Below are 25,414 nucleotides of genomic sequence, written 5' to 3' on the forward strand. Positions count from 1 at the left end.
GGCTCTCTCCTGGTCACGGTCCGGGGACGGCGAGCGGTGCCGTCGCTCCTGTTGTGCCGACGCCGGTTGGCGTGTACGTGACCTCTGCCGAGAGCACGGATGTGGGGATGTTGAATGCCAGGGGTGTCCGGGAGAACGAGACGGGACCGGGGATGAGCACCACTCCCGGTCCCGCCCGTCCGCACTGTTCGGCGAACGTCTCTTGTGTTGCGTGCCCTACCTCTTGGCCACTTTCCGAGTGGCCCGCAGCCACTCCTTGTTCATGCTCGTGATGGAGACCAGCGGGATCCCCTTCGGGCAGGCCGTCGCACACTCCCCCGTCAGCGTGCAGCCCCCGAAGCCCTCCTGGTCCATCTGCGCCACCATGTCCAGCACCCGCGTCTCCCGCTCGGGCGCCCCCTGCGGCAGCACGTTCAGGTGGTTGATCTTGGCGGAGGTGAAGAGCATCGCCGCCCCGTTGGGGCACGCGGCCACGCACGCCCCGCAGCCGATGCACTCCGCGTGCTCGAACGCGAGGTCCGCGTCCGGCTTGGGCACGGGCGTCGCATGTGCCTCCGGCGCGGACCCCGTCGGGGCGGTGATGTAACCCCCGGCCTGGATGATCCGGTCGAACGCCGACCGGTCCACCACCAGGTCCTTGATCACGGGGAACGCGGACGCCCGCCACGGCTCGATGTCGATCGTGTCGCCGTCCTTGAAGGACCGCATGTGCAGCTGACACGTGGTCGTGCGCTCCGGCCCGTGCGCGTCGCCGTTGATGACGAGCGAACACGCGCCGCAGATTCCCTCGCGGCAGTCGTGGTCGAAGGCCACGGGGTCCTCACCGCGCAGGATGAGCTCCTCGTTGAGCGTGTCGAGCATCTCCAGGAAGGACATGTCGGAGGAGATGCCGTCCACCTCGTACGTGGACATGGCGCCTTCGGCGTCGGCGTTCTTCTGCCGCCAGACGCGCAGGGTGAGCTTCATGCGTAGCTCCGCTGGGTGGGGTGGACGTACTCGAAGACGAGGTCTTCCTTGTGCAGGGTCGGAGCCTCGCCGGTGCCGGTGAACTCCCAGGCGGCCGCGTACGCGAACTCGTCGTCCCTGCGGGCGGCTTCACCGTCGGGCGTCTGGGACTCCTCGCGGAAGTGCCCGCCGCAGGACTCGCTGCGGTGCAGCGCGTCGAGGCACATGAGCTCGGCGAGCTCCAGGTAGTCGACGATGCGGTTGGCCTTCTCCAGCGACTGGTTGAACTCCTCACCCGTGCCCGGGACCTTGATGCGCCGCCAGAACTCCTCACGGATCTGCGGGATGCGCTCCAGGGCCTTGCGCAGGCCGGCGTCCGTACGGGCCATGCCGCAGAACTCCCACATCAGCTCCCCGAGTTCGCGGTGGAACGAGTCGGGCGTGCGGTCGCCGTCGACGGCGAGGAGCAGGTTCAGCCGGTCCTCGGTCTCGGCCAGCACCTCCTGCACCGCGGGGTGTTCGCCGGTCACCTGGCCCTGGTGCGGGTTGCGGGCGAGGTAGTCGTTGATGGTCGCCGGCAGCACGAAGTAGCCGTCGGCCAGCCCCTGCATCAGCGCGGAGGCGCCCAGCCGGTTCGCCCCGTGGTCGGAGAAGTTGGCCTCCCCGATCGCGAACAGGCCTGGGACGGTGGTCTGCAGGTCGTAGTCGACCCACAGCCCGCCCATCGTGTAGTGCACGGCCGGGTAGATCCGCATCGGCACCTCGTACGGATCCTCGTCGGTGATCCGCTGGTACATGTCGAAGAGGTTGCCGTACTTGGCCTCGACGGCCCCCCGTCCCATGCGCCGGATGGCGTCCGCGAAGTCCAGGTACACGCCCTGGCCGCCGGGGCCGACCCCCCTGCCCTCGTCGCAGACGTTCTTCGCGGCGCGGGAGGCGATGTCGCGCGGGACCAGGTTGCCGAAGGACGGGTAGATGCGCTCCAGGTAGTAGTCGCGCTCGTCCTCGGGGATCCCGTTCGGCGGCCGGTCGTCGCCCTTGGCCTTCGGTACCCAGATGCGGCCGTCGTTGCGCAGCGACTCGCTCATCAGGGTGAGTTTCGACTGGTGGTCGCCGGTGCGCGGGATGCAGGTGGGGTGGATCTGTGTGAAGCAGGGGTTGGCGAAGTACGCGCCGCGCCGGTGGGCCCGCCAGATCGCGGTGGCGTTGGAGTTCATGGCGTTCGTCGACAGGTAGAAGACGTTGCCGTAGCCGCCGCTGGCCAGGACGACGGCGTCCGCGAAGTACGTGTCGATCTTCCCGGTGATCAGGTCCCGCGCGACGATGCCGCGCGCCCGCCCGTCGACGACGATCAGGTCGAGCATCTCGGTCCGCGGATGCATCTCCACGTTCCCTGCCGCGATCTGCCGGGACAGCGCCTGATAGGCGCCGAGCAGCAGCTGCTGGCCCGTCTGGCCGCGGGCGTAGAAGGTTCGCGAGACCTGTACGCCGCCGAAGGAGCGGGTGTCGAGCAGGCCGCCGTACTCGCGGGCGAAGGGCACGCCCTGTGCCACGCACTGGTCGATGATCTCCACGGAGATCTGCGCGAGCCGGTGGACGTTGGACTCGCGCGCCCGGAAGTCGCCGCCCTTGACGGTGTCGTAGAACAGGCGGTGGACGGAGTCGCCGTCGTTGCGGTAGTTCTTCGCCGCGTTGATGCCGCCCTGGGCGGCGATCGAGTGGGCGCGGCGCGGGGAGTCCTGGTAGCAGAACTGGACCACGTGGTAGCCCTGTTCGGCGAGGGTGGCGCCGGCGGAGCCGCCCGCGAGGCCGGTGCCGACGACGATGACGGTGTGCTTGCGGCGGTTGGCCGGGTTGACCAGCTTGGCCTCGAAGCGGCGCTTGTCCCAGCGCTCGTTGACCGGGCCGGGCGGGGCCTTGGTGTCGACGACCGGCTCACCGGCCACGTAGTCCGCGTAAGAGTTCATGTCAGCTCACCACTCCGGTCATGACGCCCACGGGTACGGCGATGAAGCCGGACGTGAGCAGCAGCGCGAGGACGTCGGCGACGGTCTTCAGGGCGCGGTCGCGGGTGCGGCTGCCGACGCCGAGGGTCTGGGCGGCGCTCCAGAAGCCGTGCCGGACGTGCAGGCCGAGCGCCAGCATCGCGACGATGTAGATGACGTTGCCGTACCAGGTGGAGAAGGTGTCCACGACGTTCTGGTACGGGTGGCCCTCCTGGAAGCCGCCGGAGTGCACGGTTCCGGTGGTCAGGTCGAGGATGTGCCACACGATGAACAGGCCGAGGATGATCCCGCCCCAGCGCATGGTGCGCGTGGCGTAGCTCGCCCGGGGCTTCTTGTGCACGTACTTGCTGGGGCGCGCCTTGATGTCGCGGCGGCTGAGCTGGTAGGCGGAGACCGCGTGGGCGACGACCGCGAGGACCAGTACGACGCGGACGAGCCACAGCGTCCACTCGTAGTGCATGAACGGCTCGCCGACGGTGCGCAGCCAGTGCCCGTAGTGGTTGAACTCCTCCGGTCCGAAGAAGATCTTCAGGTTGCCGATCACGTGGGCGACCAGGTACAGCAGCATGATCACGCCGCTGACGGCCATCACTGTCTTCTTGCCGACGGAGGAGTCCCACACAGTGCGCGCCATGGACGGCCGTCGGTCCGTCCGCGTTGCCAGAGCCATGGCTCAAGACGCTAGGGCCGTTCGGCCCCATCGGTCCAAGACATGGCCCGGCTCGTTTCAATAGCAGATGCCTATGATGGTCGGGTGCAGTTCCAGCAACTCCAGTACTTCGTGGCGGTCGCCGAGACCCGGCACTTCACCCGGGCCGCGGATCTCGTGCATGTCGCCCAGCCCTCCCTCTCTCAGCAGATCAAGGCGCTCGAACGGGAGTTGGGCGCCGATCTGTTCCTGCGGGCGCGCGGCAACATCACGCTCACCGACGCGGGCGAGGCGCTGCTGCCGCTGGCCCGGCGCATCCTCGCCGACGCGGAGACGGCCCGGCACGAGGTGCAGGAGCTGGTGCAGCTGCGCAGCGGGCGGGTGCGGCTCGGTGCGACGCCGAGCCTCTGCACGGGTCTGCTGCCGGACGTCCTGCGGGCCTTCCACGACCGCTATCCCGGCATCCGGCTGATGATCGAGGAGGGCGGCTCGCACGACCTGGTACGGGAGCTGGCCCGAGGTGCCCTCGATCTGGCCCTGGTCGTGCTGCCGCTGCCGACCCCGTCGCCGGCGCTGACGACGGTGGAGTTGCTGCGCGAGGACCTGGTCGTGGTGTCCTCACCGGAGGCCTCCAGGCCGGGCGACGGGCGGCGGACCGTCCGCATCGCCGACCTGGAGGGCGAACGCCTTGTGATGTTCCGGCACGGCTACGACCTGCGCGAACTGACCGTCGCCGCGTGCCGCGCGGAGGGCTTCGAGCCGGACTTCGCGGTGGAGGGCGGCGAGATGGACGCGGTGCTGGGGTTCGTGCGGGCCGGGCTCGGCGTGGCCGTCGTACCGAGGATGGTGGCCGCACGCTCCGGGCGCGGCCTGCGAGTCACACCACTGGCCCGGCCGGGGCTGCACCGGACGATCGCCCTCGCGCACCGCAGCGACGTGGCTCCGCCACGTGCGGCCAGGGAACTCCAGCGGATGCTCCTGGAGAGGTGAGAAGCACCGCAGCCCGCGGCTGCGCGAACTGACCGTCACCGCGTGCCGCGCGGAGGGCTTCGAGCCGGACTTCGCGGTGGAGGGCGGCGAGATGGACGCGGTGCTGGGGTTCGTGCGGGCCGGGCTCGGCGTGGCCGTCGTACCGAGGATGGTGGCCGCACGCTCCGGGCGCGGCCTGCGAGTCACACCACTGGCCCGGCCGGGGCTGCACCGGACGATCGCCCTCGCGCACCGCAGCGACGTGGCTCCGCCACGTGCGGCCAGGGAACTCCAGCGGATGCTCCTGGAGAGGTGAGAAGCACCGCAGCCCGCGGCTGCGCCGACTACTCGGGCGGGACAGGCGTCCCCTGGTGGTAGTACATCCGCCAGCCCGTCTCCTCGCTCTGCCTGCGCCACAGCGAACTGCGCCGGGCGCGCCGGCCGTCGAAGACCGTCTCGTACGTGAGATGCACCAGGCCGGGTGCCAGTACGACGCCGGTGATCGCCGACGGCTCGTTGCGCGGGCCGTCCGCCGAGCTGCCCGGATGGTCGGGCAGCTCGGCCACCGTCTCGTCGTACGTGTAGCGCCGCCCCGAGGCCCCGACCTCGACGAACTCGGGGTCGAGCAGGCGCACCGCCTCCGCGCGGGAGATGCGGACGGCCGGGTCCATGAGGCTCAGTTCACCCGCGATCGCCTGGTTCACGTCATCCGATGCATGGGTCATTCGCCCATGATCGCGTGCGATCACGGCACTCCCGCAACCGAGTTACCGCCTCACCCCGTCGCGTCCACCAGCGCCAGCTCGTGCAGCCGCTCCGGCGGGCCGGGACGGGCGTAGTACCAGCCCTGGGCCGTGTCGCAGCCCAGTATCCGCAGCTGCTCGGCCTGGGCCCCGGTCTCCACGCCCTCCACGGTCACCGCGAGCTCGAGGCTGTGGGCGAGCGACACGATCCCCTCGACGATCTTGAGGTCGACGGGGTCGGCCGGGAACTGCTGCATGCCCTGGGTGAAGGAGCGGTCCAGCTTGAGGATGCTCACGGGCAGACGGCGCAGATTGGCGAGGTTGGAGTAACCGGTGCCGAAGTCGTCCAGAGCGATGTCGACGCCCATCTCGGCGAGCCGGCGCAGCGGTTTGAGCAGATCGTCGTCGGCGCCGATGAGCGCCGACTCGGTGACCTCCAGGCACAGCGCCTGCGGCTGGACGCCCGTGCGCTCCAGGATCTCGACCGTGTCCTGCACCAGACCGGGATGGGTGAGCTGGCAGGGCGAGAGATTGACGTTGATGCGCAGGGGGCCCTCTTCGCCGTGCCGTTCCCGCCACTCCTTGGCCTGGCGCACCGACTGTTCCAGGACCCAGCGGCCCAGCGGAACGATCAGGCCCGTGTGCTCGGCAAGCGGGATGAACCGGTCCGGTCCGAGCACACCGTGCTGCGGATGAAGCCAGCGCACCAGGGCCTCGGCGCCGCGGACGCTGCCGTCGCCGAGGTGCACCAGCGGCTGGTACTCGATGAAGAACTCGCCCCGCTCCAGGGCGGTCGGCAGGGCCGTGGTGAGCCCGTGCCGGGTGATGGCGCGGGCGTCCGCCTCCGGATCGGCGAGCTCGAAGCGGTTGCCGCCCGCCGACTTGGCCCGGTACATCGTGATGTCGGCGCTGCGCAGCACCTCCGCGGCGCTGCGCTCCCCCGCCGGTCCCTCGACGATGCCGATGCTGCCGCGCACGGTCAGCTCCCGGCCGTCCACGCTGACCGGGGCGACCAGCGCGTTCATGATGCGGGACGCGAGTTCGTCGACCTCGCGCTCGGTGTCGGCGCCGGTGGTCAGGGCCACGAACTCGTCGCCGCCCAGGCGCGCCACCATCTCGCCCGGCGCGGTCGCGCAGGACTGCAGCCGGTCGGCGATCTCCACCAGCAGCCGGTCTCCGGCCGCGTGGCCGAGGCTGTCGTTGATGGTCTTGAAGCCGTCGAGGTCCAGGTAGCACAGCCCGAAGCGCTGTCCGTCGGCGGCACCGAGCGCCTTCTCCAGGCGTTCGAAGAAGAAGGTGCGGTTGGGCAGACCCGTGAGCGCGTCGTGCGTGGCCTCGTAGCGCAGCCGGAGGTTGAGCAGCCTGCGCTCGGTGGTGTCCTCCATGAGGGCCAGCTGGTACTGGGGCTCGCCGTCGGCGTCGCGCAGCAGGGAGACCGTCAGGTTGGTCCACAGGACCGTTCCGTCAGGGCGGGAGAAGGCCTTCTCGAGATGGTAGTGCTCGCGCTCGCCGCGGACGAGTTCGTCGTACAGCGTCCACGTCTGCGGCGCGTCCTCGGCGTGGGTCCACTCCCTGACGTTGCGGCCCCGGATCATCTGCTCGGAGAGACCGAACATGCGCAGCAGCGCCCCGTTGACCTGCAGCACGTTGCCGTCCAGGTCGGCGATGCCGATCCCTATCGCCGCGCCCTCGAACACCGCGCGGAAGCGGGCCTCGCTCGCGTGCAGCGCCTGCGCGACCGCGCCCTGGGCGGCGAGCGCCGCCTGGGCGATCGCCTCCTGCTCGGCCAGCGTCCGTTCGCGCAGCGCCTGTGCGAACCCGGCGGCCACCGCGTGCTGCAGCCGCGAGCAGCGGGCCCGCAGGTCCTCCTGGGGGCCGTCCCCGCCGCAGTAGAGCACGAGGTAGGCGTCGACGCAGTCCAGGGTGCGGGTCAGCGCGTCGGGGTCGGTGCAGTGCGTGGCGACGAGGGCGGCGCCCACCGACCTCCCCTCGTCCGCCTGGAAGGTCCTGGCCCGCAGCGCCTCGCTCAACCTGCGGGCGAGCGGCAGGAGTCGCTCCTCGAATTCCGGCCGGGTCAGGGACGTCGACGTCGCCGGGAAGACCGCCCGGCTCCAGATCGTCGCGAACCGGCGCAGTCTGTCCTCCGGCCCGTCCGGCTCCGCGATCACGCCGTACGTCCCACGCCGCCGAAACCGGAGAAGGCCCAGGGATCCTCCTCCTCCGGTGCCTCCTCCGGCCGCCACTGCGGCATCGACACCAGTCCCGGTTCCACCATGTCGTACCCCTCGAAGAACCGCGCGATCTCGTCACGCGAGCGCATGATCAGCGGGTTGCGTATGTCCTTGTACACGTCCACCACGCCCCCGGCACGCTCGGGTGGCAGCGGGATTCCCTCGTACGAGGCATGCGTGAGGATCAGCAGGCTGCCGGGTGCGAGCGCGTCGCGCAGCTCGGCCGCCGCCCCGTACGGGTCGTCCTCGTCTTCCACGAAGTGCAGTATGGCAACGAGAAGCAGCGCCACTGGCCGATTCAGGTCGATCAGCCGCTCAACCTGAGGGCTCGACAGGATCTCCTGGGGCTTGCAAAGGTCGGCGGCGAGGACGTCCGCGTCCTCGTTGCCCGCCAGGACCGCCTGACTGTGCGCGACGGCCACGGGGTCGTGGTCGACGTAGACGACGCGCGAACCGGGCCGTGCCGCCTGGGCGACCTCGTGGACGCTGCCGAAGGTCGGGATGCCCGAACCTATGTCCAGGAACTGGGAGATGCCCTCGCCGACGGCGTACCGGACCGCCCGTCGCATGAACGCCCGGTTCGCCTGCATGATCTTGGGCAGCCCCGGCATGAACTCCATGGCCTTGCGGGCTGCTTCCCGGTCGACCTCGAAGTTGTGCGAACCGCCCAGGTAGTAGTCATAGATCCGCGAGACGCTGGGCACCGAGATGTCGATGCTCCGTGGGGCCCAGGCGGGACGCTCCATCTATCTCTCCAAGGCGTAGGCGATCCGGTGTTCGAGCAGAGGCTACTGATCGCCCGCCAACGGGGCGAGCCAAAACGGAAATTGACCGTCCGTTCCCGGTCACTGCCTGCGGCACGTGCCCGAAGGGCGCGGGTGTCGCAGGACGGCACAAAGCGGTCCGCCCCCTCCGTGCGGCGCGGAGGGGGCGGACCGGGGGGTCGTGCACACCGGAGCAGGCGAGGGGATCAGCCCTGGGGAGGTGATCTCTACTGCCCCGGCGCGCCGACCAGCTTTCCGTCGGGCGCCACGGCGTACCACTGGCCGCCGACGCCCTGACCGTTGATGTCCCCGGGAGACTTGTCACCCGAGAAGGTGTAGATCGGCGAGCAGTTGAGCGTCTGCTGCTTGACACCGTCCGACCGGGTGAAGTTCATGTAGCCCTTCTCCTTGATGCCCTTGGTGTCGCTGAAGTTGACGGGCGAGACGACCGGCCACTTCTCCAGGCAGGCGCCGAGGCAGTTCGAGACCGGCTTCGGCCACGCCTTGTCCTTCAGGAAGCGGTAGACCGTCATGCCGTTCTTGTCGACGACGATCTCACCCAGGTTGGGGTCCTTGCGGGTGGACAGTCCGGGCAGGTCGGAGAGCTTGGCCTTCTTGCCGTCGGGGGCCAGCGCGTACCACTTGCCGCCCACACCCTGGCCGTTGACGTCCCCGGGGTTGACGTCCTTCACGTACCGGTACGCCGCCCAGCCGCCGATGGTCAGCTGCTTGGTGCCGTCGGCCCGGGTCACCGAGCCGAGCAGGGACTTGTCGATGCCCTCGCCGGCCTCGGCGTCGTCCACGGGCACGGGCGGCCAGGTCTTCGCGCAGTCGCCGTTGCAGTTCGACTTGGGCGGCTCCGCGGTGTCCTGGTCGAAGCGGTACAGGGTCATCCCGTTGCCGTCGGTCACCACATTGCCGAGCTCCGCATTGGTGGAGACGGACAACTCGCCCGCCCCGGTGGCCGGCGCGGCCACCGACCCCGAGGGGACCGGGGAAGCGCTGGCCCCGCCATAGCCGCTGCCGCCCAGGTTGCCCAGGTTGCCGGGTATGGCCGTGGCGCCGACGTTCTGACTGGATGCGGATCCGCTTTCCTGACCGCACGCCGTCGTCAGCGCCAGCAATGCCACGCCGCTCGCCACGAGTGAGGCGCTCCGCCAGGAGGTCTTCATTGTCAACTCCCCATATTCGCAAGGGTGTTGCAGCGCCCTGCTGCGCCGCCGCACGACCATGGGTACGCACGGGGACAGCCGTTGTGTTCAACCGAGGCACAAATTTCTTTCCAGAACCTGTGGCACCGTCCGCATCAGGTCGCACATGAGCCCACAACCCGACACTCTTTCGTCCGCCGTTCAAACCCCGTCGGCCCGGCTTCCTCCCTTCGTGCCACTCCCCGGGCAGCCGGGCATGGGCTGGGCCACGACTGCTCATGATCTCCGTCGTGCATGGACCCGAAGCGACCCGATCCGCCCTCGCCGCAAGACTGTTGGCCCTGGTGGCACTGGCCTGGATCCTGGTGGGCGCGCCGGCGGGAACAGCGGTGGCCGACGCCTGCGCGTCCGCCTCGACCGGCCCGGAGGGCATCGAGGCGGTGGCGGTGGCCGGAAGTGCGTCGTGGCCGTCTCCTCCGCCGTGCCCGCAGCCGCCACCGCCTCCCCCACCGTGCCCGCCACCGACCCCGACGTCCCCACCCTCCCCGGCACCCACGCCCGCTCCACCCAGTCCGACCCCGACCCCCGCACCGCCCGAGCCGGCACCCATTCCGACTCCCGAGCCACCGCCTCCGCCGGCCCCGCAGCCCGCGGCCCCCCGCCCCCGGCCGACGCCCACGCCGACACCCACCCCGCCGCCGCCCGAGCCGGCTCCCCGTCCCTCAGTGACCCCGGTCAGCTACCCGGCGTACCAGACGCCGCCGCGCAAACGACCGTCACACAACGTCACGTCACCCCTCACCTACGTCCTGCTCATCACGGCGCCCGCGGTCGTCGCCGTCGCCGCGCTGCGTCCGCGCTGACCCCCTGGAGGCATCTCTTGCCGGAATGGCTTGTTCTCACCCTCGCGATGCTGGCCGCCTGTGTCGTGGTGGTCGTCATCACCCTCCTGCGCCACCGCACGGCGGCCGAGGACGAGGACCCCTCGGAGACTCCGGACGTCATCGAGTACATGACGATGTGGATCGGCGTGGTGTACGCCATCGTCCTCGGCCTGGCCATCGCGGGTGTCTGGGAGGCACGCAGTGCCGCACAGGACCACATTCAGGCGGAGGCGCAGGCGCTGCACGAGATCTCGGAGCGGGTCCGGGTCTACCCCGCCGAGGAACGTGACCGGATTCGGGGCGATGTCAACACCTATGTCGGACACGTCATCACCGCCGAGTGGAAGGCGATGGCCGACCACGGTCGCGTCACGGAGCGCGGCGACAGGCTCCTCGATCGCATCCGCGCCGACGTCACGGACTACGAGCCGAGCACCGACTTCCAGGCCCAGGCCTATCAGCCCCTCGTCGACCAGGTGGCCGCGGCGGACCAGGCGCGCAACGCCCGGGCGGCGTCGACCGGGCCGACCATGCCGGGCGTGGTCTGGTTCGGACTGCTCGGCGGAGCCGTGGTCACCGTCGGGATGGTCCTCGCGCTGCAGATCCGGCGAACACCGCGCGAACTGCTGCTCGCCGGGCTGTTCTCGGCGCTGATCGCGTTCCTGCTCTTCCTGATCTGGGACTTCGACGCGCCCTACAGCCGCGGCATCGCCGCCTCGGCGGAACCGTTCCTGAGTCTGTTCCCGAACGTCAGGGGCTGACAGGCGGTCACCGTAACCGGGCCGGGGGACACAGGTGTCCCCCGGCCGCGGGTACGCCCTCCGGGCTCAGATCCGCTTCTCGGCCCGGCGGCGCACCCAGAACAGGCCGCCGCCGATGACGGCCGCCGCCACGAGCCCGCCGCCGATGGCCATGTCGGTGGGGGTCGCCCCGCTGGAGCTGCTGCCGCCGAGACCACCGCGGACGCCGCCGATGACGGTGAAGGCGGCCGGGTTCGTCAGGGTGCGGCCGTTGCAGTTGACCGTGATGCTGTGCGAACCCGCTCTCGCGTCACTGTTGACCGTGGCGGTGCCCTTCGAGGTCTGGTTGGCGCCGCTGATCGGTGTCAGTGGCGTCGACGGGAACGCGTCCGAGGTGGCGGTCCCGCCGGCCGGGCAGTTGTCGACGGTGATGGTCAGCTGTCCGCCTCGGGCGATGACGCTCGGCAGAGCGACGATGTTGCTCGGGCCGCCCCCGCCGTCCCGCGCGAGCGCGGCCGGGGTGGCGAGTCCGAGGGCGGTGACCGCGGCGGCAGAGGCCGCCAGGGCACGAATGGTACGCATGTGATCCTCCGCGGAAGACGCCCCCGGGGCCCGTCCCCTGGTCTATCGGCGAGAAAACGTCTCCTGCACAGACCCTCGGGCGCCGTGCGCGAGGCCGCATTTCGAGAATGGTCCGTCCTGGTGAGAGAACACGCCGCACGAAAAGCGCACAACCGGATGTCGCCGCAGGTCACGGGCCATCAGAAAATTCCTGGACGCGGCAACTCGGATGGCTCACCGGAAAACGCCGGGGTCACCCGTTCGTATCCGCCCCCGTCGCCGGTTCCGCATTCGGGACTTAGCGTTCCCGTATGCGCGAATTGACGTGGCGACGGCCACGTCGAGAGGGGATGGCGAATGTCTGCGTCCGAGCTGGCCGAAGAGGAGGTCCGGCAGAGGAAGCGCGCTCCGTGGGGCGTGACGGCGCTTGTTCTGCTGACCGGTCTCGCGCTCATTCGGAACGGTTCGGGGGAGTTCGACATCGGGCCGCCGCAGCCCGCCTCCGCGGCCGCCGCGGACAGCCGTGCGGGCCAGGGCGCCTCCGGCCAGACCCCGGACCCCCTGCCGTACTCCATGGCCGACCGGGTCCGGATCCCCGCCATCCACGTCGACGCACCGGTCATCCCGGTCGGACTGGACTCGGACGGCTGGGTCGGCGCGCCACCTCCCGAGGACCCGAACCTGGCGGGCTGGTTCACCGGCGCCGTCTCGCCCGGCGAGAAGGGAACCGCGGTCGTCGTCGGCCATGTCGACAACAGGCAGGGCCCCGCCGTGTTCTACGGACTCGGGGCCCTGAGAAAAGGGAGTCGCATCGAGGTCGCCCGTCAGGACGGCAAGACCGCGGTGTTCGAGATCTACGGCATCGAGGTCTTCGAGAAGAACAACTTCCCCGGCGACCGTGTCTACGCGTCCAAAGGCGCCCCGGAGTTGCGGGTCATCACCTGCGGCGGCGGTTTCTCCAGGCAGAACGGATACGCCGGGAACGTCGTAGTCTTCGCCCGCCTGGCCGAGGTTCACTGACCCGGACTGCTGCGATTCGCTCGCTCACCCGTGGGCGCTTCAGCCGGTGGCGCTTCAGCCGGTGGCGCTTCAGCCGGTGGCGAAGGCCCGCTATACGTAGTGCCGTTGCGGGACGGTGATGTGGTAACCGGAGTCCAGCAGACGCGGCAGATACGCCCGCAGCGCGCGCACACTCTGCGAGCGGTCGCCCCCGGCGTCGTGCGAGAGCACCACTACACCGGGGGCGGCGCCCCTTTCGACCCGGGTGGTGATGGTGCGGACACCGGGTGTCTTCCAGTCGAGGGTGTCCACCGTCCACGCGAGCGGTTCCATGCCCAGTTCGGCGCCGAGCCGGAAGGCGGTGCGGTTCCAGGCGCCGTAGGGCGCACGGAACCACTGGGGGCGTTCGCCGTACCCCTCCTCGATGACATCGCAGGTGCGTTCCATCTCGGAGCGGATGCGGGCGGGGGTGAGGCGGGTGAGCAGCGGGTGGGACCAGGTGTGGTTGCCGACGACGTGCCCCTCGTCGGCCATCCGCGCGAGCAGGTCCTTGTTGGCGGCGGCCATCTCTCCGCAGACGAAGAACATGGCGCGCACGTCGTACTCGCGCAGCGTGCTCAGGATGCTCGGGGTGTAGCGGCGGTCGGGCCCGTCGTCGAAGGTCAGCACCATGGTGCGACCGCGTCCGGACAGCCGCAGGAAGGGCTCGTGACGCACCAGGGTCCTGGGGGGTGCCGCGCGCGGCGCACCGTATCCCGTCAGGGGCTGGAGTCGGTAGGCGGAGGCCTTCTCCGGGAGCTGCCGGGCCGGGGCGCCCGCCGGGGGTGCCGGGGTTCCGGCCGGTTCGCCGCCCGCGCCGAACGCGAACACACCGGCCACGCCGGCCGCTCCCACAGCGGTGGCGCCCGCGAGCAACGCCCGGCGCGTGAGCAACTGATCCTTCTGCATGACTCATCAGTCGCCCGGATCGTCCCCGACGCACCACGGCAACACCGGTGTGGCGGCACGAAATCACCCGTCCGGCCCAGTGTTCCGGGTCAGCGGCGGCGCACCAGGGGGAACGGAAGGGTTTCACGGATCGTCAGGCCCGTGAGGAACATGACCAGCCGGTCGACACCGAGGCCGAGGCCGCCGGTGGGCGGCATGGCGTATTCGAGGGCGTCGAGGAAGTCCTCGTCCAGTTCCATGGCCTCCGGGTCCCCGCCGGCGGCGAGCAGGGACTGCGCGGTGAGGCGGCGGCGTTGTTCGACCGGGTCGGTGAGCTCGGAGTAGGCGGTGCCGAGTTCGGTGCCGAAGGCGACGAGATCCCAGCGTTCGGCGAGCCGCGGGTCCTTGCGGTGCTGCCGGGTGAGCGGGGAGACGTCGGTCGGGAAGTCCTTGTAGAAAGTGGGCAGCCGGGTCTTCTCCTCGACGAGCCGCTCGTACATCTCCAGGACGACGTCACCGTGACCGTCGTCCGCGATGTACGGCACGCCGGCGCGGTCGCACAGCCGGTGCAGGCGTACCAGGTCCGTGTCGGGGTCGATCTCCTCCCCCAGCGCGTCGGAGATCGCGCCGTACACCGTCCTGACGGGCCACTGCCCGGAGATGTCGTGCTCGGTGCCGTCCTTGCGGACGACGGGCGCACCGAAGGCGGCGGTCGCCGCACCCTGGATCAGCTCGCGGGTGAGGTCGAGCATCACGTCGTAGTCGGCGAAGGCCTGGTAGGCCTCCAGCACCGTGAACTCGGGGTTGTGCTTGTAGGAGACGCCCTCGTTGCGGAAGGTGCGGCCCATCTCGAAGACCTTCTCCATGCCGCCGACACAGAGCCGCTTCAGGTACAGCTCGGGGGCGATGCGCAGATAGAGGTCGAGGTCGTAGGCGTTGATGTGGGTGGTGAAGGGGCGGGCGTTGGCGCCGCCGTGGATCTGCTGGAGCATCGGGGTCTCGACCTCGAGGTAGCCGCGGTCCAGCAGGTTCTGGCGCAGGGCCTGTACGGCGGTGGAACGGGCGCGGATCACCTCGCGGGCGCCGGGGTCGGACACCAGGTCGAGGTAGCGCATACGGACCTTGGTCTCCGGGTCGGCCAGACCGCGGCGCTTGTCGGGCAGCGGGCGCAGGCACTTGCCGACGAGCTGCCAGGAGGTGACGAAGACGGTCGGTTCGCCCTTGTCGCTGACGCCCGCGTGGCCGGTGGCGGTGATGTGGTCGCCGATGTCGGTGTCGGCGGTGAAGCGGTCCAGGGCGGGCCCGGAGTCCTCGCGGGTGAGGGCGAGTTGGTGGTCGCCGGACCAGTCGCGCAGCGTGACGAACACGATGCCGCCGAAGTCGCGCACCCGCATGATCCGGCCGGCGACCGTCACCCGGTCGCCCTCGCGGACCTCGTCGAGAGTGTGGGTGCGGACCGGGATGGCGACCGGGTAGGGGTCGGTGCCCTCGGCGCGCAGCCGGTCCAGTGTGCGGTGCCGGATGCGGACCTGCTCGGGCGGACGCGAGTCCGCGGCGGCGCGCCCGGCCTCGCCCCCTCCGTCGAGGCCGAGCGCCGACAGCGACGGCAGTCCTTCGGTGCCGGCCGGTCGCTGTCCGGCGTTCGGGTGCCCCTTTCCCCAGAGTTTGCGCAGCGACGGTACGGAGACGAAGCCCTCGGCGATGGCGGAGGCGAGGCCGATACGGGCGAGGGAGGCGGCCTCGCCGTAGCAGAGGAAGCGGGGGTACCACTCGGGGCGGTACTTGGCGTTGGAGCGGTACAGGGCCTCCAGTTGCCACCAGCGGGAGAAGAACAGCAGCAGGCGCCGCCACAGCCGCAGCACCGGTCCGGCGCCGATACGGGCGCCCTCCTCGAAGACGGAACGGAAGACCGCGAAGTTGAGGGAGATCCGGCGCACCCCCAGTTTCGGCGCGGCGGCGCACAGGTCGGCGACCATGAACTCCATGACGCCGTTGGGTGCGCCGCGGTCCCGGCGCATCAGGTCCAGGGAGATGCCGTCGCTGCCCCAGGGCACGAACGAGAGCAGGGCGAGCAGCTTTCCGTCCTCGCTCAGGGCTTCCACGAGGAGACAGTCGCCGTCGGCCGGGTCGCCGAGCCGGTCGAGTGCCATGGAGAAGCCGCGTTCGGTCTCGGTGTCGCGCCAGGCGTCCGCCTTGTCGACGATCTCCTCCATCTCCTTGTCGGTGAGGGTGGAGTGGCGGCGGATGCGGCAGCGGGCGCCGGTGCGCCGGACGCGGTGGACGGCCTGCCGGGTGACACGCATGTCACGGCCGCCGAGGTCGAAGTCGGGCACGTGCAGGATCGCTTCGTCGCCGAGCTGGAGGGCGCCCAGGCCGGCGCGCGCGTAGGCCTTCGCGCCGTCCTCGGAGGCGCCCATCACGGCGGGCGCCCAGGCGTGTCTGCGGGCCACGTCGAGCCAGGCGGCGATGGCGTGCGGCCAGGCCTCGCGGTCGCCGACCGGGTCACCGCCGGCCAGGCAGACGCCGGCCTCGACGCGGTAGGTGACGGCGGCCTTGCCGCTGGGCGAGAAGACGACGGCCTTGTCGCGCCGGGTGGCGAAGTAGCCGAGGGAGTCCTGGTCGCCGTAGCGCCGGAGGAGGGCGCGGATACGGGCCTCCTCGTCGCCGTGCAGGCCCGCCTCCAGGCGCTGCGAACGGAACAGCGTGGCGGCGGCGTTCAGCAGGGCGAGCGCGCCGAACAGGCCGAGCAGGAAGAACAGGGCGCGGGGCGGGCGGCCGTCGAACGAGCCGGCGGAGACGAGGCCGCCGCAGACCCGGTTCGCGGCCCACGCCAGGCGCTGGCCGTACGGCAGGGTGCCGGGGAACAGCTCCACCAGCCCCCAGCCGACCAGGATTCCCGCGGCGAGTCCGGCGAACAGAACGCCGAGGGCCCGCCGTACGGCGGCGCGGCGGGAGGAGGCGTAGAACTCCCTGCGGGCCACGACCAGCAGGACCAGCAGCAGGCCGCACACGACCAGCGACGGGACGGAGGCGCCGTACAGTCCGACCGCCACGCCGAGGACGTCGGTCAGGACCACCAGGCCCAGGTAGACGACGACCAGCCACCAGGCGATCTTCTTGCGGGCGGCGGTCGCGGCGGCCAGCAGGAACAGGAAGACGGCGTAGGCGAGGTTGGCGCTGACCGGGACGATGAGCAGGTCGAGCAGACGGACGACGGGGCGCAGCGGCCTGCGCAGCGGCGGTATGAGGGCAAGCAGTAGGCAGAGCAGTCCGAGGGCACCGAAGAAGGTGGCGAAGCCCTGCGGCACCCTGCTGAGGACGCCGCTCGCGGGCGGCCGTATCGGGCCCGGCGTGTCCTTGGCCGTGGCGGCCTCCACGGTGGCAATCATGTTCCGACTGTAGGAACACCGCGCGCGCCTCGCCCGTCGAGCGGTCCTGGCCGGCGGCTGGACCTGGGCCGTCCGATAGCCTCGGGGCGTGACGGAACAGCACGCGCATCAGTTCGAGCTGGGCACGGACGGACCCAGGGTCATCATGGTCGGCCTGGACGGCTCCGATTCCTCGTTCCGCGCGGCGGCGTACGCGGCGGGCCTGGCCCGGCGACAGCGCGCCCTGCTCGCGATCGTGTACGTGCAGCCGGTGCTGGCGGCGGGCGCGGCCCTCGGCGCCCCGGTCGCGGAGACGACCGACCGGATCGCCGAGGACCTCGTCGCGGAGATCCGGGACGCCGCCGAGCGGGTCAAGGGGACGTTCGACGTGCGCTGGGAGTTCCACACCTTCCGCGGCGACCCCTACAACGGCCTGGCCAAGGCCGCGGACGAACTCAAGGCGGACGCAGTGGTGGTGGGCGCCTCCGAACAGGCCGGCCACCGCATCGTCGGTTCCGTCGCGGTCCGCCTGGTGAAGGCGGGGCGGTGGCCGGTGACGGTGGTGCCGTAGCCGCCGGGGACCCCTGCGGAGTCAGAGGGCGCGAAGGAACTCCGTGAGGATCGTGTTGAATTCCTCGGGTTTCTCCATGTTCGGGTAGTGGGCCGTGGCCTCGATCGTCACGGAACGGCCGTTCGGGACCGTCTCGGCCAGGCGCTGGGCCATGCCGATGGCGTCGGTGGCGTCGAGGGCGCCGTGGACGGCGAGGACCGGGACGTCGATCTTGGGTACGCGGGTCCAGGTGCCGGTCAGGGGTACGTGCCAGTTCGTCTCGTCCGCGGTGTGCTTGGCGAGGGTGTGCGCGGCCATCTCGCGCAGGCGCCTGACGACGTCCGGGTCCACTTCGTCGACCGTGCGGTGCGGTCCGGCCGCGTTGTGCGCGAAGGCCTCCACCCAGCCCTGGACGTCGCCCTCGCCCAGCATGCGGGCCGACTCGGCCGCGCGCTGCAGGGTCCAGGGGTCCGTGTACTCGAACTCGCTGGTCGCGGCTCCGCTGACGACCAGGGCTCGCACCAGCTCGGGGTACTCCAGCGCGGTGTCGGTCGCGACCGCCGCGCCCATGCACAGACCGACGAGGACCGCCGGTCCGGTGTCGAGGTGGCGCAGGAGGCCGGCGAGGTCGTCCGCCCAGCGGAACGGCTCGGTCGCGTTTGCGGAGAAGCCGTGGCCGCGTACGTCGGCCGCGATCACACGGAAGCCGGCGGCGGCCAGGGCCGGTATCTGGTCGTCGAAGACCCGGTGGTCGGCCCATCCGGAGTGCAGCAGCACCACGACGTCCCCGGTACCCGTGTCGCGGTGGGCGAGGTCGCCGTCGGCGGAGGCGAAGAAGCGCAGATCCGAAGCAGCAGTCATGACAACCAAGGTGTCATTCTCTCGGCAGTTTGGCAACCAAGGTGTCATGATGGCCGGGTGAACGACATCGATGAGCCGCTCCCGCCCGACGAGCTCGGCCACCGCCTCACCGAGGTGTTCGATCTCGTCGGCCCGCTCTACCGGCGTGCCGCGCGCAAGGTGGAGCAGGCCGAACCGATCGAGGGGGCGTCCGCCGGCGTGCGCGCCGTCCTGAACCTGCTGCGCCAGAACGGCCCCATGACGGTTCCGCAGATGGGCCGGGCCCAGGCACTGAGCCGGCAGTTCGTGCAGCGCATGGTCAACGACGCGGCGGGACACGGCTGGGTCGAGAGCGTACCCAACCCGGCACACCAGCGGTCCTCGCTGATCCGGCTCACGGACGAGGGCCGCGCGACGATCACCGCCGTCCTCGCCCGGGAGCACACCCTGAACCGGCAGGTCGGCGGCGCGCTCACGGACACCGAGGTACGGGCCTGCGTGCGCGTGCTCACGGAGATGGTGAAGACCTTCGACCACGTCGACGTGGACTGAGCCGCCGGCCGGTCCCTACTCCCCCATCACCAAGCCGTCCTCGGCCGCGCCGCGACCGAGCACCACGTCCCTGATCCGGTCGCGCACCCCCTTCACGTCGGCGCCCCGGGCGAGGGCCTGGTTGAGGTCGACCACCCGGCCGGCGTCGATGTCGAACAGCTGCGGAATGAACTCGGCCTTGGTGACCTTCCACCGTCCTCCCGGCTCGGCCGGCGGGGAGAAGGTGAAGCGGCCGAGGGTGGACTGGTTGCCGCGCGGGTCCTGGACGCCCTGGTGGTTGACCATCTCACCGGCGACCTGGTCGCCCATCCCGTAGATCACCCAGGTGCCGTTGACCTTCTCGTACGCCTGCGGGACATGGGCGTGGGTGCCGAGGATCAGGTCGATGTCCGGGCGGCCGTCCGTACGGGAGGCCGTCAGCCGCCGGGCCAGCGTCCGCTGCTGCTCGTCCGGTTCGTCCTTCCACTCGGTTCCCCAGTGCAGGGACACGACGACCACGTCGGCGCCCGCCCGGCGCGCGGCCCTGGCGTCGCCGAGGATCCGCTCCTCGTCGATCAGGTCGACCGCCCAGGGCTCCCCCGGCGGGAGCGGGAAGCCGTTCGTGCCGTACGTGTAGGCGAGGTGGGCGACCTTCGCCGGGCCCGCGCGCAGGATCGTGACGGTGTCGGCCTCCTGCTGGGTGCGCGCCGACCCGGCATGACGTACGCCCGCGGCATCGAGGGCGTCCAGGGTCGTCCGGATGCCGGTCGCGCCGTCGTCGAGGGTGTGGTTGGAGGCCGTTGAGCAGCCGTCGTAACCCGTGGCGGCGAGGCCCGCGGCGACCTCCGGCGGGGACTTGAAGGTGGGGTAGCCGGTGTAGTCGCCGTTCGATCCGTAGACCGTCTCCATGTGACACAGCGCCACGTCGGCACGGGAGACGACGGGTTCGACGCCCTCGAGCATCGGCCGGAAGTCGTAGCCGGTGCCGCCCCCGTCGAAGAGTGCCTGCTCGATGATCGAGGTGTGCGGCAGGACGTCGCCGGAGGCGACGAGGGTGAAGGCGGAGGAGGACGGGGCCGGGTGTCCGGCTTTGGCCGTCTGTGCGTTGTGCTGGGCCTGGCAGGCTGCGCCCGCCGCGAGCAGGGCCGTTACGGCCAGGGCCACTTGTCGGCTGCGTGCGATCATTCCTCACCCCGCTGTAGTCATATTTACGCACAAATAGGTGTGAGTTTGGACGCCGCCGCAAACGGACCGGTGACCGTCTTTAACCCGTCCGGTGTGCGCGAGCGGGGTATCGCGACCGTTCGTCGAACCGTTCGTCGACGCGATCGACCGTCCGCCGCAGACCCGTGTGCGCCCCCTGTCCCTCGGACTCGCCCTGCGATGCCATACGCGCATGACGGCCGGAACCACCCTCACCAACAGGACGACGACCGCCGAGCACGAGCTCGCCGCACTGCAGCGCGAGCACGGACGGCCGCTCTTCGCGCTGCTGCTGAGGCTGTGTGACGGCGACCGCCAGCGCGCCGAGGACCTTGTGCAGGAGACACTGGTACGGGCCTGGCAGCATCCCGAGGCCCTGCGCACCGACGCCTTCGACTCCGTACGGCCGTGGCTGCTCACCGTGGGACGACGCCTCGCGATCGACGCCCGGCGGGCCCGGCTGGCACGGCCGGCGGAGGTCGCCGACGCGGTCCTGGAGCACGCGCCGGTGTGCGCCGATCACGCCGAACGGTCGGCCGCGACCCTCGATGTGCGCGAAGCTGTGAAGACACTCACTCCGGAGCACCGTGAAGTCCTGGTGCTCGTGTATTTCCAGGGGGCGAGTGTGGCGGAGGCCGCCGAAGCCCTGGGCATTCCGCCCGGTACCGTGAAGTCCCGCGCGTACTACGCGCTGCGCGCCCTGCGCCGGGTGCTTCCGGGATACGCGGCCGACCTGCACTGAAACCAATGGTCGAGTCAAACCTCCGTAAAGCGCCTTGCTGAGGACCCCGGTTGAGTAATCGGCTGTCCTCATCCGTGTTCCGGATGGGGTCCCGACCCGGGGCCCGGGGGCGACGCGCACGCACCGGAGGAAGGCAGGAAGGGATGCTGCACAGAGGTCGACAGAGCACGGACGGCACCGGCGGCGGTGAACTCATCGTCCCCATGGCCTGGTTGTACGCCGAGTACATCGCCGACGAACTGCTGCGGACCGGCGACCTGATGCCGCCGACGTCGTTCGAGTTCCGCGCCGGGCGCGACGCGCTGGCGCTGACCATCTTCCTCTCCGACACCGACGGCGAGCTCCCCGGCATCCGGGTCGTCTCCCAGCTGGAGACCTGGCTCTCGCTGACGGCGTACGACCAGCCGTGGCAGGAGTGGGTGCGCGAGCGCATGGCCAAGCTGACGGCCGACGCCTCCCGGTCCCCGGACCCCGTGCCGGACCTGGAGCTGGCGGCCGCGGCCTGGCGCTGGCTGGAGGAGACCGAGTTGCTCGCCCCGGACCTGAACGCGGTGCCGGGCGGCGCCCCGCCCATCGGCGAGGACGACGGGCCGAAGGTCTGGACGCCGGCCTGGCAGCTCGGGCTGCCCCTGGGGCATCTCGCCATCCATCTTTTTTAGAATCCGACCAATCCGGGGCCCGGACCGCTCCGAATATCTTGGTCTCGATTCTGTGTGCGCCTTGAGTGATTCGGCTGACTGGTGCGTACCGATGGGAGCAAGGAGTAACCCCACCCGCACCCAACGGCACGAGGATTCGGCATGAGGTCCCTGGAAAGGCATGCGGACGTCGGCGCGTACGCGCTCGGCGTGCTTGACGAAGCGGACGCCTTCCGCTTCGAGGACCACCTCATGGAGTGTCCTCGGTGCGCGGCGCAGGTCACCGAATTCGGCCCTGTCACACGGCAGATGATGCTGTACCGGCGAGCCACGCCACGCTCGGTGCACCCGTTCGCCGGCCCGGGCCCCCGGTTGCTGGACCGGCTGCTCGGCGAGGTCGCGGCACGGCACCGGGCCCGGCGCAGGCGGCTGCTGTACGCCGTGGCCGCCTCGGTGGCCGTCGCCCTGGCCGGGCCCGCCGTCGCGGTGGTGGCGGGCGGCGGTGACGATGCCGTGAGCGTCACGGCGACGGACGAGAAGTCCGGTGTGTGGGCTCAGGTGACCACCGAGGACCAGGCCTGGGGCAGCAAGGTGGAGGTGACGATCAAGGACGGGGCGGGCCCCCGCGCCTGCCACCTGATCGCCATCGGCACCGACGGCTCGGAACAGACGGTGACCAGCTGGAACCAGCCGGACCACGACGCCCGGCCGAACACCATGCAGGGCGCGGCGGCCTGGCACCCCGACCAGATCGCCCGGTACGAGGTCCGCACGATGGACGGGGAGCATCTCGTGACCCTCAAGGCCCGTTAGACGCCGACGAGTTGAGGACGTCCGGTTGAACCGCGAAGTACCCGGTTGAACCGTGAATCACGTCAACGGCAACGGATTTGCCCCCGCACACCCCTCGGCGGAGACTGTAAACGCCGACGTGGAGCCACCGACGGTCCGCTCCGCGCCGCCCCTGCGAGCACGAGCGAAGGGGCTGACCTGGTGGAGAACCAATTGCTGATCCTCCTCTCGGAGGAGGGCGCGGAACCCGAACACATGGCGAGGCTGACCGGGTACCTGCGCGAGGAACTGCTCGAACTCGACGTGGAAGACGTAACGGCCGTTCCCGCCGGCGAGGTCCCGCCCGGCGCGCGGGCCGTGGACGTCGACCGGATCGGCTCCCTGCTGGTGAACCTGGGCCCCTCCGTCGCCGCGCTGAACCAGGTGATGAACGTGGTGCGCGACTGGCTGGGCCGACGCCGTGCCGATCGCCCGTCGCCACGCCTGACGCTCGACGACGACGTACTGGAGATCTCGAAGGCCTCCAACGAGCAGGTGGCGGAGGCGTTCGACCTCTTCGTACGGCGGCATTCCACCGTGGGGACCTTGCCATGACGGAATCCCGGCATGCGCTGATCATCGCCAACGACAGCTACGAGGACCGTGGACTCAGGCAGCTGAGGGCACCCGCGCACGACGCCGTCGCCCTTGCCGACGTCCTGCACGATCCCGAGATCGGCGACTTCGACGTCGAGGTGGTGCGCAACCAGCCGGCCCACATCATGCGCAGGCGCATCGAGGGCTTCTTCCAGGACCGCAGACGGGACGACACACTCGTGCTGCATTTCTCCTGCCACGGGCTGAAGAGCGAGTCCGGCGAACTGTACTTCGCCGCCAGCGACACCGAACCCCGGCTCCTCGACGCCACGGCGGTCCCGGCCCACTTCGTCCGCCGGTGCATGAAACACACACGGGCCCGCAGCACCGTGCTGTTCCTCGACTGCTGCTACGGCGGCGCCTTCTCCCGCGGCTCCTCGGGCGTGCGCGCATCGGGAGACGTGGACGTGCTTGAGCCCTTCACGGGCGAACGGCCGGGCGGTGGGCGGGGCTGGGCCGTCATCACCGCGTCCAACTCCATGGAGTACGCCTTCGAGGGCTCCGACCTCGCGGAGAACTCCGGCCCACGGCCCTCGGTGTTCACCCACGCGGTGGTCCAGGGGCTGGAGACCGGCGAGGCGGACCTCGACGAGGACGGCGAGGTCTCCCTCGACGACCTCTACGACTACGTGTTCGACCACGTGCGCGAGCAGAACCCGAACCAGACGCCCAGCCGCACCGTGGAGATGCAGGGCGACATGCGTCTGGCGCACGGCCGGCGCCGCCGCATCCGGATCGTCCCCGCTCCCGTCCCGCCCGCCCTGCGGTCGGCCCTCGGCAGCAGGAACAACTACACGCGCCTCGGTGCGGTGGCGGAGCTTCGCTCCCGCATGGAGAACGAGAACCTCTCCATCGCCGAAGGTGCACGCCAGGCCCTGGAGGAGACCGCCCACAACGACATACGGCAGGTCGCCGACGAGGCGGGCCGCGCCCTGCGCGACATCCGCCCCAAGCCGTTGCCGTCCCGCGTGGACTTCGGCGTGGTCTCCCGGGGCTCGCCCCCGCCGCACTGGTCGGTCGCCCTGGACGGGCCACCCCTGGCCCGGTGCTGCGTGGCCCACGCCACGGCCGTCTGGCTGCGGGTGCAGGAGTCCGCGACCGGCATGGACGTCAGCGTGGACACGTCCTCCGAGGGCCGCCTGAGCGGGGACGTCGTACTGAAGGGGGTCGCCGACGACGCGGTGGTGCACGTCGAGGCGGAGATCGAGGCGCCGGCCGAGGACCCGCCGCCGCCGACGGAGGCACAGCACACCCCGCCGCCGCCCCCTCCCCCGCCGCCCGGAGCACCGCCGCCGCCCCCTCCCCCGCCGCCCGGAGCACCGCCGCCGCCCCCTCCCCCGCCGCCCGGAGCACCGCCGCCGCCCGCGTCCCCTCCCGCACCGCGGGCGCAGCCACAGCCCTGGTCACGGTCGTCCTGGCCGTCGTGAAGGCGGTGAAGGCCGCCCGCGAACGGAGCAGCGAGGGCGGGGAGATCGAGGAGCACGTCCGCAGGGTCGGCACGGTCTCAGAGCCCGGCCCCATCACCACCCCGACGCGTCGGCCGGCGTCACGAAAGCCTTCGTCCGGACGGCGAAGCCACCGGCCGTCCCCGCCCTGATCGTCGCCGCGATCACGGGCATCGCCTGCCTCGTGTCCAGCGGCAGCTGGTGAGCACGCGACCGTCTACTTGAGCAGCCTCGACATCCTGCGGTCCGCCAGCGGCTTGCCCCCTGTCTGGCAGGTCGCGCAGTACTGCAGTGACGAGTCGCTGAAGGAGACCTCGCGGATGGTGTCGCCGCACACCGGGCAGGCATCCCCCGTGCGGCCGTGGACACGCAGGCCGCTCTTCTTCTCGGCCTTCAGACGCCCGGCGGCCAGGCCGCGGGAACGCTCGACGGCCTCGGCGAGGGTGTCGCGCAGCGCCTCGTAAAGGCTGTGGACCTCCTGCGGGCTCAGCGAGGCGGCCAGTTTGAAGGGGGACATCCGCGCGGCGTGCAGGATCTCGTCGCTGTAGGCGTTGCCGACGCCCGCGATCAGGCTCTGGTCGCGCAGGGCGCCCTTGATCTGGCGGCGCTCGCCCGCGAGAAGCGCAGCGAATCGATCGAGATCGAAGTCGTCGGCGAGCGGGTCCGGGCCGAGACGGGCGAGGCCGGGGACCTCCTGCGGATCCCGTACGACGTACACCGCGAGCCGTTTCTGGGTGCCGGCCTCGGTGAGGTCGAAGCCCTCGCCGGTCTCCAGGGCCACCCGGAGGGCGAGCGGGCCCTTGCCGGGACGGGGCGCGCCGTTGGGCAACGTGTCCCTCCACTGGAGCCAGCCGGCACGGGCCAGGTGGGTGACGAAGTGCAGGCCGACATCCGTCTCGACGTCGAGGAACTTGCCGTACCGGTGGACGGCCGCGACCTCGTGGCCCTCGACGGCGGTGACGGGTGGGTCGTACGTCTTCAGGACGCTGATCGCGACGGGCAGCACCCGCACGATCTCATGACCGACGAGGTGCTCGGTGAGGAAGTCCTTGAGCGCCTCGACCTCGGGGAGTTCCGGCATAGGTCCAGAGTGCCATCCG

The 25,414-nt window shown here is 70.8% G+C and carries 24 protein-coding genes and 1 pseudogene; 12 read left to right on the forward strand and 13 right to left on the reverse strand.

Features of this window, described 5'->3' with window-relative positions; all coding sequences use genetic code 11:
- Positions 1–216: 216 nt before the first annotated feature.
- The 3 genes from ABZO29_RS07015 to ABZO29_RS07025 are packed head-to-tail and all read right to left on the reverse strand — an operon-like array spanning position 217 to position 3,585.
- Complete coding sequence (locus tag ABZO29_RS07015) at positions 217–966, reverse strand: succinate dehydrogenase/fumarate reductase iron-sulfur subunit (protein ID WP_367319265.1); 750 nt, start codon at positions 964–966, stop codon at positions 217–219.
- Positions 963–2,912 (reverse strand): fumarate reductase/succinate dehydrogenase flavoprotein subunit, encoded by a 1,950-nt coding sequence (locus ABZO29_RS07020; RefSeq protein ID WP_367319266.1) that lies wholly within the window; start codon positions 2,910–2,912, stop codon positions 963–965. Before ABZO29_RS07020 ends, ABZO29_RS07015 begins: the two co-directional genes overlap by 4 nt.
- Position 2,913: 1 nt before the next feature.
- Complete coding sequence (locus ABZO29_RS07025) at positions 2,914–3,585, reverse strand: succinate dehydrogenase (protein WP_367326067.1); 672 nt, start codon at positions 3,583–3,585, stop codon at positions 2,914–2,916.
- 120 nt (positions 3,586–3,705) lie between these two features.
- Here ABZO29_RS07025 and ABZO29_RS07030 point away from each other — a divergent pair, with 120 nt between their 5' ends.
- Positions 3,706–4,590: a LysR family transcriptional regulator gene (locus ABZO29_RS07030; RefSeq protein ID WP_367319267.1), complete on the forward strand. Its 885-nt coding sequence runs from the start codon at positions 3,706–3,708 to the stop codon at positions 4,588–4,590.
- Positions 4,591–4,609: 19 nt separating this feature from the next.
- A pseudogene (locus ABZO29_RS07035) lies at positions 4,610–4,885 on the forward strand (LysR family transcriptional regulator substrate-binding protein); the annotation flags it as partial.
- A gap of 28 nt (positions 4,886–4,913) precedes the next feature.
- Here ABZO29_RS07035 and ABZO29_RS07040 read toward each other — a convergent pair.
- From ABZO29_RS07040 to ABZO29_RS07055, 4 genes are all read right to left on the reverse strand, one after another.
- Positions 4,914–5,294 (reverse strand): DUF4440 domain-containing protein, encoded by a 381-nt coding sequence (locus ABZO29_RS07040; RefSeq protein WP_367319268.1) that lies wholly within the window; start codon positions 5,292–5,294, stop codon positions 4,914–4,916.
- A 50-nt stretch (positions 5,295–5,344) separates the two neighbouring features.
- The gene (locus tag ABZO29_RS07045; protein ID WP_367319269.1) at positions 5,345–7,480 is read right to left on the reverse strand and encodes a putative bifunctional diguanylate cyclase/phosphodiesterase; all 2,136 of its coding nucleotides are present in this window, start codon (positions 7,478–7,480) and stop codon (positions 5,345–5,347) included.
- A complete protein-coding gene (locus ABZO29_RS07050) occupies positions 7,477–8,289 on the reverse strand; it encodes an SAM-dependent methyltransferase (RefSeq protein ID WP_367319270.1) in 813 nt (270 codons plus the stop codon). Before ABZO29_RS07050 ends, ABZO29_RS07045 begins: the two co-directional genes overlap by 4 nt.
- Positions 8,290–8,534: 245 nt before the next feature.
- On the reverse strand, positions 8,535–9,479 hold the full coding sequence (locus tag ABZO29_RS07055; RefSeq protein WP_367319271.1) for an SCO0930 family lipoprotein: 945 nt from the start codon (positions 9,477–9,479) through the stop codon (positions 8,535–8,537).
- Between the two features lie 704 nt (positions 9,480–10,183).
- On the opposite strand from ABZO29_RS07055, the gene ABZO29_RS07060 reads away from it, so the two are divergent.
- Both ABZO29_RS07060 and ABZO29_RS07065 read left to right on the forward strand, forming a co-directional pair.
- On the forward strand, positions 10,184–10,321 hold the full coding sequence (locus tag ABZO29_RS07060; RefSeq protein WP_367319272.1) for a hypothetical protein: 138 nt from the start codon (positions 10,184–10,186) through the stop codon (positions 10,319–10,321).
- A 17-nt stretch (positions 10,322–10,338) separates the two neighbouring features.
- Positions 10,339–11,103, forward strand: a complete 765-nt coding sequence (locus tag ABZO29_RS07065) for a hypothetical protein (RefSeq protein WP_367319273.1) — start codon at positions 10,339–10,341, stop codon at positions 11,101–11,103.
- Positions 11,104–11,169: 66 nt separating this feature from the next.
- Here ABZO29_RS07065 and ABZO29_RS07070 read toward each other — a convergent pair whose 3' ends face one another.
- The gene (locus ABZO29_RS07070) at positions 11,170–11,664 is read right to left on the reverse strand and encodes a hypothetical protein (protein ID WP_367319274.1); all 495 of its coding nucleotides are present in this window, start codon (positions 11,662–11,664) and stop codon (positions 11,170–11,172) included.
- 336 nt (positions 11,665–12,000) lie between these two features.
- Between ABZO29_RS07070 and ABZO29_RS07075 the strand changes: the two genes are divergently transcribed.
- Positions 12,001–12,663, forward strand: coding sequence for a class F sortase (locus tag ABZO29_RS07075; RefSeq protein WP_367319275.1), 663 nt, complete (start codon positions 12,001–12,003; stop codon positions 12,661–12,663).
- A 90-nt stretch (positions 12,664–12,753) separates the two neighbouring features.
- Here ABZO29_RS07075 and ABZO29_RS07080 read toward each other — a convergent pair whose 3' ends face one another.
- A complete protein-coding gene (locus tag ABZO29_RS07080) occupies positions 12,754–13,590 on the reverse strand; it encodes a polysaccharide deacetylase family protein (RefSeq protein ID WP_367319276.1) in 837 nt (278 codons plus the stop codon).
- Between the two features lie 89 nt (positions 13,591–13,679).
- Positions 13,680–16,958 carry a bifunctional lysylphosphatidylglycerol synthetase/lysine--tRNA ligase LysX gene (lysX, locus tag ABZO29_RS07085; protein ID WP_367319277.1) on the reverse strand — a complete coding sequence of 1,093 codons (3,279 nt, stop codon included), beginning with the start codon at positions 16,956–16,958 and terminating at the stop codon, positions 13,680–13,682.
- 88 nt (positions 16,959–17,046) lie between these two features.
- Between lysX and ABZO29_RS07090 the strand changes: the two genes are divergently transcribed.
- Entirely contained in the window at positions 17,047–17,508 is a 462-nt protein-coding gene (locus tag ABZO29_RS07090; RefSeq protein WP_367319278.1) for a universal stress protein, read from the forward strand.
- A 21-nt stretch (positions 17,509–17,529) separates the two neighbouring features.
- Here the strand turns inward: ABZO29_RS07090 and ABZO29_RS07095 are convergent, their stop codons facing one another.
- The gene (locus ABZO29_RS07095) at positions 17,530–18,348 is read right to left on the reverse strand and encodes an alpha/beta fold hydrolase (protein ID WP_367319279.1); all 819 of its coding nucleotides are present in this window, start codon (positions 18,346–18,348) and stop codon (positions 17,530–17,532) included.
- A 57-nt stretch (positions 18,349–18,405) separates the two neighbouring features.
- Here ABZO29_RS07095 and ABZO29_RS07100 point away from each other — a divergent pair, with 57 nt between their 5' ends.
- Positions 18,406–18,879, forward strand: coding sequence for a MarR family winged helix-turn-helix transcriptional regulator (locus tag ABZO29_RS07100; protein ID WP_367319280.1), 474 nt, complete (start codon positions 18,406–18,408; stop codon positions 18,877–18,879).
- Between the two features lie 15 nt (positions 18,880–18,894).
- Here the strand turns inward: ABZO29_RS07100 and ABZO29_RS07105 are convergent, their stop codons facing one another.
- On the reverse strand, positions 18,895–20,043 hold the full coding sequence (locus ABZO29_RS07105) for a CapA family protein (RefSeq protein WP_367319281.1): 1,149 nt from the start codon (positions 20,041–20,043) through the stop codon (positions 18,895–18,897).
- A 211-nt stretch (positions 20,044–20,254) separates the two neighbouring features.
- Between ABZO29_RS07105 and ABZO29_RS07110 the strand changes: the two genes are divergently transcribed.
- The 5 genes from ABZO29_RS07110 to ABZO29_RS07130 all read left to right on the forward strand — a co-directional run bounded on the left by ABZO29_RS07110 (position 20,255) and on the right by ABZO29_RS07130 (position 24,296).
- A complete protein-coding gene (locus tag ABZO29_RS07110) occupies positions 20,255–20,803 on the forward strand; it encodes a sigma-70 family RNA polymerase sigma factor (protein WP_367319282.1) in 549 nt (182 codons plus the stop codon).
- 143 nt (positions 20,804–20,946) lie between these two features.
- Complete coding sequence (locus ABZO29_RS07115) at positions 20,947–21,462, forward strand: hypothetical protein (RefSeq protein WP_367319283.1); 516 nt, start codon at positions 20,947–20,949, stop codon at positions 21,460–21,462.
- 141 nt (positions 21,463–21,603) lie between these two features.
- Positions 21,604–22,254, forward strand: a complete 651-nt coding sequence (locus tag ABZO29_RS07120) for a zf-HC2 domain-containing protein (RefSeq protein WP_367319284.1) — start codon at positions 21,604–21,606, stop codon at positions 22,252–22,254.
- A 180-nt stretch (positions 22,255–22,434) separates the two neighbouring features.
- Entirely contained in the window at positions 22,435–22,827 is a 393-nt protein-coding gene (locus tag ABZO29_RS07125; RefSeq protein WP_367319285.1) for a hypothetical protein, read from the forward strand.
- Positions 22,824–24,296, forward strand: a complete 1,473-nt coding sequence (locus ABZO29_RS07130) for a caspase domain-containing protein (protein ID WP_367319286.1) — start codon at positions 22,824–22,826, stop codon at positions 24,294–24,296. The genes ABZO29_RS07125 and ABZO29_RS07130 overlap by 4 nt, the downstream gene beginning before the upstream one ends.
- 235 nt (positions 24,297–24,531) lie before the next feature.
- Here ABZO29_RS07130 and ABZO29_RS07135 read toward each other — a convergent pair whose 3' ends face one another.
- Positions 24,532–25,395, reverse strand: a complete 864-nt coding sequence (locus tag ABZO29_RS07135; protein WP_367319287.1) for an Fpg/Nei family DNA glycosylase — start codon at positions 25,393–25,395, stop codon at positions 24,532–24,534.
- Positions 25,396–25,414 lie beyond the last annotated feature (19 nt).

The organism is Streptomyces sp. HUAS ZL42, assembly GCF_040782645.1.
Classification (GTDB): Bacteria; Actinomycetota; Actinomycetes; order Streptomycetales; family Streptomycetaceae; genus Streptomyces.

Bases quoted from the DNA above. Each gene is read 5' to 3' on its own strand.
- ABZO29_RS07120 (WP_367319284.1), top strand. From the start codon at position 21,604: ATGAGGTCCCTGGAAAGGCATGCGGACGTCGGCGCGTACGCGCTCGGC.
- ABZO29_RS07050 (WP_367319270.1), bottom strand. From the start codon at position 8,289: ATGGAGCGTCCCGCCTGGGCCCCACGGAGCATCGACATCTCGGTGCCC.
- ABZO29_RS07080 (WP_367319276.1), bottom strand. From the start codon at position 13,590: ATGCAGAAGGATCAGTTGCTCACGCGCCGGGCGTTGCTCGCGGGCGCC.
- ABZO29_RS07110 (WP_367319282.1), top strand. From the start codon at position 20,255: ATGACGGCCGGAACCACCCTCACCAACAGGACGACGACCGCCGAGCAC.
- ABZO29_RS07025 (WP_367326067.1), bottom strand. From the start codon at position 3,585: ATGGCGCGCACTGTGTGGGACTCCTCCGTCGGCAAGAAGACAGTGATG.
- ABZO29_RS07115 (WP_367319283.1), top strand. From the start codon at position 20,947: ATGCTGCACAGAGGTCGACAGAGCACGGACGGCACCGGCGGCGGTGAA.
- ABZO29_RS07135 (WP_367319287.1), bottom strand. From the start codon at position 25,395: ATGCCGGAACTCCCCGAGGTCGAGGCGCTCAAGGACTTCCTCACCGAG.
- ABZO29_RS07070 (WP_367319274.1), bottom strand. From the start codon at position 11,664: ATGCGTACCATTCGTGCCCTGGCGGCCTCTGCCGCCGCGGTCACCGCC.
- ABZO29_RS07095 (WP_367319279.1), bottom strand. From the start codon at position 18,348: ATGACTGCTGCTTCGGATCTGCGCTTCTTCGCCTCCGCCGACGGCGAC.
- ABZO29_RS07015 (WP_367319265.1), bottom strand. From the start codon at position 966: ATGAAGCTCACCCTGCGCGTCTGGCGGCAGAAGAACGCCGACGCCGAA.
- ABZO29_RS07075 (WP_367319275.1), top strand. From the start codon at position 12,001: ATGTCTGCGTCCGAGCTGGCCGAAGAGGAGGTCCGGCAGAGGAAGCGC.
- ABZO29_RS07040 (WP_367319268.1), bottom strand. From the start codon at position 5,294: ATGACCCATGCATCGGATGACGTGAACCAGGCGATCGCGGGTGAACTG.
- ABZO29_RS07020 (WP_367319266.1), bottom strand. From the start codon at position 2,912: ATGAACTCTTACGCGGACTACGTGGCCGGTGAGCCGGTCGTCGACACC.
- ABZO29_RS07105 (WP_367319281.1), bottom strand. From the start codon at position 20,043: ATGATCGCACGCAGCCGACAAGTGGCCCTGGCCGTAACGGCCCTGCTC.
- lysX (WP_367319277.1), bottom strand. From the start codon at position 16,958: ATGATTGCCACCGTGGAGGCCGCCACGGCCAAGGACACGCCGGGCCCG.
- ABZO29_RS07055 (WP_367319271.1), bottom strand. From the start codon at position 9,479: ATGAAGACCTCCTGGCGGAGCGCCTCACTCGTGGCGAGCGGCGTGGCA.
- ABZO29_RS07130 (WP_367319286.1), top strand. From the start codon at position 22,824: ATGACGGAATCCCGGCATGCGCTGATCATCGCCAACGACAGCTACGAG.